Genomic DNA, 10969 nt, shown 5'->3' on the forward strand with positions numbered 1-10969 from the left:
TCGCGCCGATCGCCATGGAAGATGGCCTGCGCTTCGCCATCCGCGAAGGCGGCCGCACCGTCGGCGCCGGCGTCGTGTCGAAGATCCTCGTGTAACGGCGCGCCGGCCTTGCGGGGCCGGACAGATGATCGAAAAGGGCGCCCCGAGCGGCGCCCTTTTGCTTTCGGGGGATCCGTGTCTGCCTGCTCGCAGCATACCACGGTATTCAGCAAGATATTGATAGATTGACTTTTTTAGGCCGCCCCGCCACCGTCGCAATCCACAGACGGGGGGGATGCGATTGTCGGAGCTTGATTTTTCGGGGTGGATCGGTCGGCGGGAAACGCGGACCGGCTGTATCCACGCGCCGCAGGCGGTGCAGATCCACGCCACGCTCGGGGATCCCGCTGCACCCGCCCCGACAACGGGCCATGCCATGCCGCCGCTCTGGCACTGGTGCGCCTTCGTACCGACCGTGCCGACCGAGGACCTGGGGCGCGACGGTCACCCCAAACTGGGCGGCTTTTTGCCGCCGGTGCCCTTGCAACGCCGGATGTGGGCCAGCGCCGATCTGCGCTTCCTGGCGCCCCTGCATGTCGGCGAGGCGCTGACCCGGCATTCGGTCATCCGCAGCGTCGAGGAGAAAACCGGCGCGTCGGGTCCGATGGTGCTGGTCACCGTCGCGCACGAGCTGCACGGAGCAGAGGGTCCTGCGATCGAGGAGCTGCAGAACATCGTCTACCTCGACATCCCCGACAGCTACAGCCCGCCCGCGAAACGCCCGATGCCCGACGCCCCGCTGCGGCACGACACGCGGCAAGCCAGCGAGGTGCTGCTTTTCCGCTACTCCGCGCTGACCTTCAACGCGCACCGCATCCATATCGACCTGCCCTACGCGCAGGAGGTGGAGCGCTATCCCGGCCTTGTGGTGCACGGGCCGTTGCAGGCCACGTGGCTGATTCAGGCGGCGGAGCGGGCGCGCGGCGCGTGGCCCGACGGGTTCGCCTTTCGCGGCGTGCACCCGATGCTTCTGGTGCGTGATGACAGCCCGCAGGTCGATCTGATGGCCGCGCCGCGCGAGGCGGGCGGGCTGGCGCTTTATGCCGGGCAGGCGGGCCATCAATGCACGCAGGCCACGGCCACGTGGGAGGACGGGCAATGACCGGGATATTGAAGGGCATGCGCGTGGTCGAGGGATCGGCCTTCGTCGCCGTGCCGCTGGCCGGAATGACGCTGGCGCAGATGGGCGCCGAGGTGATCCGCTTCGACCGGATCGGTGGCGGTCTCGATGCCGAGCGTTGGCCGCTGGCACCGTCGGGGCAAAGCCTGTTCTGGGCCGGGCTCAACAAGGGCAAGAAATCCGTCGCTGTCGACATGAGCCGCCCCGAGGGGCGCGAACTTGTCACGCGCCTTGTGACGGCACCGGGCGAGGATGCGGGGATGTTCCTGACCAACCTGCGGGTGCGCGGCTGGATGGATTACGAGACCCTGTCGCAGCACCGCGCGGATCTGATCATGGTCACGCTGATGGGTGACCGGCACGGGCGCCCGCAGGTCGACTACACCGTCAACCCGTCGCTTGGCGTGCCCGCGATGACCGGTCCGGCCGACCGGCCCGAACCCGTGGCGCATGCGATGCCCGCCTGGGACGTGGCGGCGGGGCATCTGGTGGTGTCGTCGCTGCTGGCGGCAGAGCGCACCCGGCTGCGGCGCGGGCACGGGCAGGAGGTGGAACTGTCGCTGAAGGACGTCGCGGCGGCGACCATCGGGCATCTCGGGATGATCGGAGACGCGGTGGTCAACGACCGCGACCGGCCGAAGGCCGGCAACGCGCTTTACGGGGCTTACGGGCAGGATTTCGTCTGTGCCTGCGGGCGGCGGGTGATGGTCATCGGCCTGACGCAGCGGCAGTGGCGCAACCTAGTGAAAGCCACCGGCACAGAGGCCGAGATGGAGGCGCTTGCGGCCCGCACCGGGCGCGATCTGGCCGACGAGGGCGCCCGGTGGGAGTTGCGCGCGCAGATCACCGAGATCCTGCGCCCTTGGTTCGCGGCGCGCCGCGTCGGCGACTTTGCCGGTGATTTCGACGCGGCGGGGCTGACATGGTCGGTCTTCCGCACGGTGCGCGAGGCGGTGTCCGAGGATCCCGACCTGAGCAACGCAAACCCGATCTTCGAGGATCTCGACCAGCCCGGGCTGGGCCGGTTCCCGGTGCCCGGACACCCGGCGGCGTTTTCCGGCCACGGCCGCGTGGCGCCCGCACCGGCCCCGGCCCTCGGGGCCGATACCGAAGAGGTGCTTGGCGACGTGGCGGGAATGAGCGATGCCGAGATCGCGGGGCTGTTCGACGCGGGCATCGTGGAAGGCCCCCGCCGCGCCACGCGATCCGGCGGCTGAGCGCGGGCACCGGGCGCTGTGCCCCGAAAACTCGCGCGTGTTTCGCCGAAATTCATCGCGGGCGCTTGATTCCCGCCCCAAGCTCAAGTACTCGCCATTCTGCGTTAGGGGTATAGCTCAGTTGGTAGAGCGACGGTCTCCAAAACCGTAGGTCCCGGGTTCGAGTCCTGGTGCCCCTGCCATTCCTCCCGCTGCGTCACGGGCCGCTGCCCGTGGTGGTGTTGCCTCTTGAACTTGACGGGCGGCGGGCGTATGTCGCGCCCAGATCCGAAAACCATGGAAGACAGCGCATATGGCACGCACGAACCCGCTTCAGTTCCTCCAGCAGGTCCGCTCGGAAGTGTCAAAGGTGGTCTGGCCGACGCGCCGCGAGACGCTGTTGACCACGGTCATGGTGTTCATCTTCGCGACGCTGACGGCAATCTTCTTTGCGCTCGTCGATCTCGGCATTCGCAGCGGGCTGCAGGGGGTTCTGGGCCTCTTCGGCTGAGCCGTCGAATTACGGGCGTCGGGCCTTGAACTCGTGCGGGAATGCAGGTATTCCGCAGCGGATATCCGGGACGGGCGTGCGGCGAATCAAGTTGCGCGCCAATTTTCGTTTCGGACGATGTGGGTGCAACCGCTTGAAATGAAGTGACTATCCGGCTTTCGGTCCGGTGAATATGAAGGACGTAGGTCAACGATGGCAAAGCGGTGGTACTCGGTCAGTGTTCTCTCGAATTTCGAGAAGAAGATCGCTGAGCAGATCAGGGCATCCGTTGCAGAGCAGGGGCTGGAAGACGAGATAGACGAGGTTCTGGTGCCCACCGAGGAGGTGATCGAGGTCCGCCGCGGCAAGAAGGTGACGGCCGAGCGCCGCTTCATGCCGGGCTATGTTCTTGTGCGGATGGAGATGTCGGACAAGGGCTACCACCTGATCAACTCGATCAACAAGGTGACCGGGTTTCTCGGGCCGCAGGGCCGCCCGATGCCGATGCGCGACGCCGAGGTAAACACCATTCTGAACCGGGTTCAGGAGGGCGAGGAAAGCCCGCGCACCCTGATCAACTTCGAGATCGGCGAGAAGGTGAAGGTCAATGACGGCCCCTTCGAGGATTTCGACGGAATGGTCGAGGCCGTGGACGAGGAGCATCAGCGCCTCAAGGTCGCGGTGTCGATCTTCGGCCGGGAGACACCGGTGGAACTGGAATTCACACAGGTGACCAAGCAGACCTGAGGATGTGAGCCGTGGGAGGTTACGGCGGCCGCGGTCGCCCGACCTGACCACACAACGCGAAAGCCGAAGGGGCGCGCCCCGTCGGTGTTGGATCAAAGGAGAGGCCGGATGGCCAAGAAACTCATAGGCAAGCTCAAGCTTCAGGTGAAAGCCGGGCAAGCCAACCCCAGCCCGCCCGTCGGCCCCGCCCTGGGTCAGCGCGGGATCAACATCATGGAATTCTGCAAGCAGTTCAACGCCAAGACTGCCGAGATGGAGGCGGGTGCGCCGTGCCCGGTCGAGATTTCCTATTACCAGGACAAGTCATTCGTGCTGGATATCAAGACGCCGCCCGCGTCTTATTACCTGAAAAAGGCCGCCAAGGTGAAATCCGGGTCGAAGACCGCCGGTCGCGCCACCGCGGGCACCGTCAGCACCAAGCAGGTACGCGAGATCGCCGAAGCGAAGTGGCAGGATCTGAACGCGACCGATATCGAGTCGGCGATGAAGATCGTTCTCGGCTCGGCGCGGTCCATGGGCATCGAGGTGAAGTGACATGACAAAGCTTTCCAAACGCACCCGCGAGATGCGCGCCGCCACGGCCGGCAAGGAGAACCTGAGCGTCGAGGACGCAGTCGCGCTGATCAAGACAAACGCCACCGCGAAATTCGACGAGACGGTCGAGATCTCGATGAATCTCGGGGTCGATCCGCGCCATGCCGACCAGATGGTGCGCGGCGTCGTGGGCCTGCCCAACGGCACCGGCAAGACCGTGCGCGTCGCCGTGTTCGCCCGCGGGCCCAAGGCCGAAGAGGCCGAGGCGGCGGGCGCCGACATCGTCGGGGCCGAGGATCTGATGGAGACCATCCAGGGCGGCAAGATCGAGTTCGATCGCTGCATCGCCACGCCGGATATGATGCCGGTCGTCGGTCGCCTCGGCAAGATCTTGGGCCCGCGCAACCTGATGCCGAACCCCAAGATCGGCACGGTGACCATGGACGTGGCACAGGCTGTCAAGGACGCCAAGGGCGGTCAGGTCCAGTTCAAGGCCGAGAAGGCCGGCGTGGTGCATGGCGGCATCGGCAAGGTATCGTTTGACGCCGACAAGCTGGCCGAGAACGCGCGCGCCTTCGTGTCCGCCGTGCAGAAGGCCAAGCCGGCTGGCGCCAAGGGCACCTATGTCAAGAAGATCTCGCTGACCTCCACCATGGGGCCGGGCGTGACGATCGACGTCAACAGCGCCGTCGTCGAATGAGAATTTGCCGCCGGGATCTCGGTCCCGGCGGCGGATGGCAGGGCATCCTTTCGCCCTGTCCTGTCCGAGACGGAGGGTTCGCCGCAACCGCGGTGAATAATTCCTTCCCGAGATGGGAAACGAGATGAGATTTCCAGCGGTGGCAGTCACCGTCGGGTGATCTTGGCCTCGGGACCCGCGTTTTGGACCCGAACGCCGATCCTTCGGGAGAGGCAGAACAGAGCCGGGGGGAAACCCCCAAATTTGGAGTGAAACTGTGGATAGAGCCCAGAAAGAGAAAGTGGTCGATGAACTCGGCCAGATCTTCGAAAGCTCTGGCGTCGTGGTGGTTGCCCACTACACGGGTCTGACAGTTGCCGAAATGCAGGATCTGCGTGCCCGCGCCCGTGCGGCAGAGGCATCGGTTCGTGTGGCCAAGAACAGGCTCGCCAAGATCGCCCTCGAGGGCAAGCCATGCGCAAGCATTGCCGACTACCTCTCGGGCATGACCGTGCTTACCTTCTCCGAGGACCCCGTGGCAGCAGCCAAGGTGGCCGAGGATTTCGCCAAGGACAACAAGAAGTTCGTCATCCTTGGCGGGGCAATGGGGAGCGCGGCGCTGGACCGTGCCGGTGTCGAAGCAACGTCGAAACTGCCTTCGCGCGACGAGCTCATCGCTCAGATCGCTGGCATGATCGGCGCACCCGCTTCGAACATCGCGGGGGCCATTGGCGCACCTGCTTCGAACATCGCGAGCATCCTTTCGACCATCGAAGAGAAGGCCGAAGCCGCGTGAGGCAAACTGTAACAGCCGCGTAAGGGTCAAGACCCCGACGTTGGAACACATCTAGAGAACGGAAAAGAGTCAAATGGCTGATCTGAAAAAACTGGCGGAAGAGATCGTTGGTCTGACGCTTCTCGAAGCACAAGAACTGAAAACGATCCTCAAGGACGAGTACGGCATCGAACCCGCCTCCGGTGGCGCGGTCATGATGGCCGGCCCTGCCGACGGCGGTGGTGCGGCTGCCGAAGAAGAGCAGACCGAATTCGACGTGATCCTGAAAGCTGCAGGCGCATCGAAGATCAACGTGATCAAGGAAGTCCGCGCGATCACCGGTCTGGGCCTGAAAGAGGCCAAGGACCTGGTCGAGGCCGGCGGCAAGGCCGTCAAGGAGCAGGTCTCGAAGGACGAAGCAGACCAGATCAAGGGCAAGCTGGAAGCAGCCGGCGCCGAGGTCGAACTGAAGTAATCCGGGTCACAGACCCGAACGGAAAAGGGCCGCGTGAACGCGGCCCTTTCTTGTGCCGGTTCGGCCGTGCCCTGTTCCAGTGGGCATTTCCCAGGATCGGACGGCACGCGGTTGCAACCGACGTCACGGGCCGGCTGATGCGCGCTGGCGGTTGGCGCGGCATTTACCGATTGCTACGTTGATCGAGGCGCATGAGAGATGTCTCGAATAGCCGGCGCGCCCTGTGTTAACCAAATTTTTGCAGGTATCCCGGTTGCGCTCGGGGCCGTGCTGGCCTAAGAAACGCACTTCAGCGGGCGCGTGCGATTCGTGCGCCCAAAAGCCTTTGTTGCCGGAAGGAGGCCCCTCACACCAAGATGCACCTGCCTTCCACAGAAAGTTGCCGAAATTCCGCGAGGACGCAAGGGCCTCATTCTCCGGCAGTTTTCTATGAAGGGCAAAGTCGGGCAAACTTAGCACATGAGAGATCGGCCCCGGAAACGGGCCATGACGCAGCCGGGTCCGGAGTTTTCGGGTCTGGCCTTCCGCGTCTCAGACAGGGCTTTGCACCAAAAGCCTTGTCTAAGGTGCGGTTTCGGATCGGGAGGCGACCTGTGGGAAGGTCGCCAGGTATGGATCCGACCCCCCTGTTCACGGGTGCATCGCCGGGCCCCGACGGCGCATGCGACCCCGCGAAGCACAAAAGGTGACCTCAGACATGGCGCAATCCTTCCTTGGCCAGAAGCGACTCCGCAAATATTACGGCAAGATCCGCGAAGTGCTGGAGATGCCGAACCTCATCGAGGTTCAGAAATCAAGCTACGACCTTTTCCTGAGATCCGGTGACGAGCCCGAGCCGATGGACAGCGAAGGCATCCAGGGTGTCTTCAAGTCGGTCTTCCCGATCAAGGATTTCAATGAGACCAGCGTGCTGGAATTCGTCAGCTACGATCTCGAGCGGCCGAAATACGACGTCGAGGAATGCATGCAGCGTGACATGACCTATGCCGCGCCGCTGAAGGTCAAGCTGCGGCTGATCGTGTTCGATGTCGACGAGGATACCGGCGCGAAATCGGTGAAGGACATCAAGGAACAGGACGTGTTCATGGGGGACATGCCACTGATGACCCCGCACGCGACCTTCGTGGTCAACGGCACGGAGCGGGTGGTCGTCAGCCAGATGCACCGCAGCCCCGGCGTGTTCTTTGACCATGACAAGGGCAAGACGCATTCCTCGGGCAAGCTGCTTTTCACCTGCCGGATCATTCCCTATCGCGGTTCGTGGCTGGATTTCGAGTTCGACGCCAAGGATAACGTCTATGCCCGCATCGACCGGCGCCGCAAGCTGCCGGTGACGACGCTGCTTTATGCGCTTGGTCTCGACCAGGAAGGCATCATGAATGCCTATTACGACACCGTCGACTACAAGTTGCAGAAGAAGAAGGGCTGGGTCACCAAGTTCTTCCCCGAGCGGGTGCGCGGCACCCGCCCGACCTACGACCTGATCGATGCCGCCACCGGCGAGGTGGTCGCCGAGGCCGGCAAGAAGATCACGCCGCGCGCGGTCAAGAAGCTGATCGACGAAGGCACGGTCACCGAAGTGCTGGTGCCGTTCGACCAGATCGTCGGCAAGTTCGTGGCGCGTGACATCATCGACGAAGAGACCGGCGCGATCCATGTCGAGGCTGGCGACGAGCTGACGCTTGAACACGACAAGAGCGGCGAGATCACCGGCGGCACGCTGCAGGATCTGCTGGATGTCGGCATCACCGACATCCCGGTGCTCGACATCGACGGTGTCAATGTCGGCCCGTATATCCGCAACACGATGGCGATGGACAAGAACATGAACCGCGAAAGCGCGCTCATGGACATCTACCGCGTGATGCGCCCCGGCGAGCCGCCGACCGAGGAAGGCTCGGCCGCGCTGTTCGAGACGCTGTTCGGTGATCCCGAGCGCTACGATCTCAGCGCCGTGGGCCGGGTGAAGATGAACATGCGGCTGGACCTCGACAAGCCCGACACGCAGCGTACGCTGGATCGCGAAGATATCGTGGCTTGCGTCAAGGCGCTGACCGAATTGCGCGACGGCCGGGGCGAGATCGACGATATCGACCATCTCGGCAACCGCCGCGTGCGCTCTGTCGGCGAGTTGATGGAGAACCAGTACCGCGTCGGTCTGCTGCGCATGGAGCGCGCGATCAAGGAGCGGATGAGCTCCGTCGAGATCGACACGGTGATGCCGCAGGACCTGATCAACGCCAAGCCGGCCGCGGCGGCTGTGCGCGAATTCTTCGGCTCGTCGCAGCTGTCGCAGTTCATGGACCAGACCAACCCGCTGTCCGAGGTGACGCACAAGCGTCGTCTCTCGGCGCTCGGGCCGGGGGGCCTCACGCGCGAGCGTGCGGGCTTCGAGGTGCGCGACGTGCATCCCACGCATTACGGGCGCATCTGCCCGATCGAGACGCCGGAAGGTCAGAACATCGGTCTGATCAACTCTCTGGCGACGTTCGCGCGGGTCAACAAGTACGGCTTCATCGAAACACCCTACCGCAAGGTGGTGGACGGCCAGGTGACCGACGAGGTGACCTACATGTCGGCGACCGAAGAGGCGCGGCACACGGTGGCGCAGGCCAACGCCAAGCTCGACGATGCCGGCCGTTTCATGAACGATCTGGTCAGCACCCGCCAGTCGGGCGAATACATGCTGGCCCCGAACGAACATGTCGACATGATCGACGTCAGCCCCAAGCAGCTTGTCTCGGTCGCGGCCTCGCTGATCCCGTTCCTGGAAAACGACGACGCGAACCGCGCCCTGATGGGCGCCAACATGATGCGGCAGGCGCTGCCGCTGGTGCGCTCGGAGGCGCCGCTTGTCGGCACCGGGATCGAGGGCCAGGTCGCCCGCGACAGCGGCGCGTCTATCATGGCGCGCCGGGCGGGGGTGATCGACCAGGTCGATGCGCAGCGCATCGTGGTGCGCGCCACCGAGGATCTCGACATCGGCGATCCCGGTGTCGACATCTACCGGCTGCGCAAGTTCCAGCGCTCGAACCAGAACAGCTGCATCAACCAGCGCCCGCTGATCAAGGTGGGGGACCAGGTCCAGAAGGGCGAGGTGATCGCCGACGGGCCGGGCACAGACATGGGCGAGCTGGCGGTCGGTCGCAACGTGATCGTCGCGTTCATGCCTTGGAACGGCTACAACTACGAGGACTCGATTCTGATCTCGGAACGCATCGTCAAGGATGACGTGTTCACGAGCGTGCATATCGAGGAATTCGAGGTGGCCGCCCGCGACACCAAGCTGGGACCGGAAGAGATCACCCGCGACATACCGAACGTGGGCGAGGAGGCGCTGCGCAACCTCGACGAGGCGGGCATCGTCTATATCGGCGCCGACGTCGAGCCGGGCGATATCCTCGTGGGCAAGATCACCCCCAAGGGCGAAAGCCCGATGACCCCCGAGGAAAAGCTGCTGCGGGCGATCTTCGGCGAGAAGGCCAGCGACGTGCGCGACACCTCGCTGCGGGTGAAGCCGGGCGATTTCGGCACGATCGTCGAGGTGCGCGTGTTCAACCGCCACGGCGTGGAGAAGGACGAGCGCGCGCTGCAGATCGAGCGCGAAGAGGTCGAGCGCCTGTCGCGGGACCGCGACGATGAGTTGGCGATCCTCGACCGCAACATCTACGCGCGTCTGCGTGATCTGATCCTCGGCAAGGTGGCGGTCAAGGGTCCCAAGGGCGTCAAGGCGAATTCCGAGATCACCGAGGATCTGCTGTCGACGCTGACCAAGGGTCAATGGTGGCAGCTCGCGCTCAAGGACGAGGCCGACGCCAAGATCGTCGAGGCGCTGCACGACCAGTACGAGGTGCAAAAGCGCGCCCTCGATGCACGGTTCGAGGACAAGGTCGAGAAGGTCCGCCGCGGCGACGACCTGCCGCCGGGCGTCATGAAGATGGTCAAGGTCTTCGTCGCGGTGAAGCGCAAGCTTCAGCCGGGCGACAAGATGGCCGGGCGGCACGGCAACAAGGGCGTCATCTCGAAGGTGATCCCCGAAGAGGACATGCCGTTCCTCGCAGATGGCACGCCGGTCGATGTCTGTCTCAACCCGCTCGGGGTGCCGTCGCGCATGAACGTGGGCCAGATCCTTGAGACGCATATGGGCTGGGCCAGCCGCGCGCTCGGTCTTCGGATCGACGAATCGCTGGCGGAATACCGGCGTTCCGGCGATCTGACGCCGGTCCGCGAGGCCATGCACTACGCCTATGGCGATGATGTCTTCGAGGAGGGCATCAAGGGCATGGACGAGACGGCGCTGATCGAATCGGCCAGTTCCGTCACCGGGGGCGTGCCGATCGCCACGCCGGTCTTCGACGGCGCCAAGGAGGACGACATCAACGACGCCCTGACGCGTGCCGGGTTCGACGAATCCGGTCAGTCGATGGTCTATGACGGCCGCACCGGCGAGGCGTTCAGCCGCCCGGTGACCGTGGGGATCAAGTACCTGCTGAAGCTGCACCACCTCGTCGACGACAAGATCCATGCGCGCTCGACCGGGCCCTACAGCCTGGTGACCCAGCAACCGCTCGGCGGCAAGGCCCAGTTCGGCGGGCAGCGTCTCGGCGAGATGGAGGTCTGGGCGCTCGAGGCCTACGGCGCCGCCTACACCTTGCAGGAAATGCTGACGGTGAAGTCGGACGACGTGGCGGGCCGCACCAAGGTCTACGAGAGCATCGTCAAGGGCGAGGACAATTTCGAGGCCGGCGTGCCGGAATCGTTCAACGTGCTCGTGAAAGAGGTGCGCGGTCTCGGACTCAACATGGAACTCCTGGATGCGGACGAGGATGAGTAAGCGCGACGCGCCGGACCCTTTCAAAGGGTCCGGTCCGTTTTCCGGATCGGAAAACGGCGCTTCACCCCACCCGACCGCCA

Annotated in this window: 10 protein-coding genes and 1 tRNA gene; all 11 read left to right on the forward strand. The window is 64.4% G+C overall.

Annotated elements, in window-relative coordinates; genetic code table 11:
• Positions 1 to 95: hypothetical protein (locus V8324_RS16920; RefSeq protein WP_143535595.1), on the forward strand; the 95-nt coding region annotated here is incomplete at its 5' end.
• A gap of 185 nt (positions 96 to 280) precedes the next feature.
• Positions 281 to 1141 (forward strand): FAS1-like dehydratase domain-containing protein, encoded by an 861-nt coding sequence (locus tag V8324_RS16925; protein ID WP_336421097.1) that lies wholly within the window; start codon positions 281 to 283, stop codon positions 1139 to 1141.
• On the forward strand, positions 1138 to 2376 hold the full coding sequence (locus V8324_RS16930) for a CoA transferase (RefSeq protein ID WP_336421098.1): 1239 nt from the start codon (positions 1138 to 1140) through the stop codon (positions 2374 to 2376). The genes V8324_RS16925 and V8324_RS16930 overlap by 4 nt, the downstream gene beginning before the upstream one ends.
• 106 nt (positions 2377 to 2482) lie before the next feature.
• Positions 2483 to 2558, forward strand: a tRNA-Trp gene (locus tag V8324_RS16935).
• A 110-nt stretch (positions 2559 to 2668) separates the two neighbouring features.
• Complete coding sequence (gene secE / locus V8324_RS16940; protein WP_336421099.1) at positions 2669 to 2866, forward strand: preprotein translocase subunit SecE; 198 nt, start codon at positions 2669 to 2671, stop codon at positions 2864 to 2866.
• A 192-nt stretch (positions 2867 to 3058) separates the two neighbouring features.
• Positions 3059 to 3592, forward strand: coding sequence for a transcription termination/antitermination protein NusG (nusG, locus tag V8324_RS16945; RefSeq protein WP_336421100.1), 534 nt, complete (start codon positions 3059 to 3061; stop codon positions 3590 to 3592).
• A 108-nt stretch (positions 3593 to 3700) separates the two neighbouring features.
• Complete coding sequence (rplK, locus tag V8324_RS16950; RefSeq protein ID WP_336421101.1) at positions 3701 to 4126, forward strand: 50S ribosomal protein L11; 426 nt, start codon at positions 3701 to 3703, stop codon at positions 4124 to 4126.
• A gap of 1 nt (position 4127) precedes the next feature.
• Entirely contained in the window at positions 4128 to 4826 is a 699-nt protein-coding gene (rplA, locus tag V8324_RS16955; RefSeq protein ID WP_336421102.1) for a 50S ribosomal protein L1, read from the forward strand.
• A 256-nt stretch (positions 4827 to 5082) separates the two neighbouring features.
• Positions 5083 to 5601 carry a 50S ribosomal protein L10 gene (gene rplJ, locus V8324_RS16960; RefSeq protein WP_336421103.1) on the forward strand — a complete coding sequence of 173 codons (519 nt, stop codon included), beginning with the start codon at positions 5083 to 5085 and terminating at the stop codon, positions 5599 to 5601.
• A gap of 73 nt (positions 5602 to 5674) precedes the next feature.
• Positions 5675 to 6055: a 50S ribosomal protein L7/L12 gene (gene rplL, locus V8324_RS16965; protein WP_336421104.1), complete on the forward strand. Its 381-nt coding sequence runs from the start codon at positions 5675 to 5677 to the stop codon at positions 6053 to 6055.
• A 697-nt stretch (positions 6056 to 6752) separates the two neighbouring features.
• Entirely contained in the window at positions 6753 to 10889 is a 4137-nt protein-coding gene (gene rpoB / locus V8324_RS16970) for a DNA-directed RNA polymerase subunit beta (RefSeq protein ID WP_336421105.1), read from the forward strand.
• The last annotated feature ends 80 nt before the right edge of the window (positions 10890 to 10969 follow it).

This window comes from Roseovarius sp. D22-M7 (assembly GCF_037083785.1).
Taxonomy (GTDB): domain Bacteria; phylum Pseudomonadota; class Alphaproteobacteria; order Rhodobacterales; family Rhodobacteraceae; genus Roseovarius.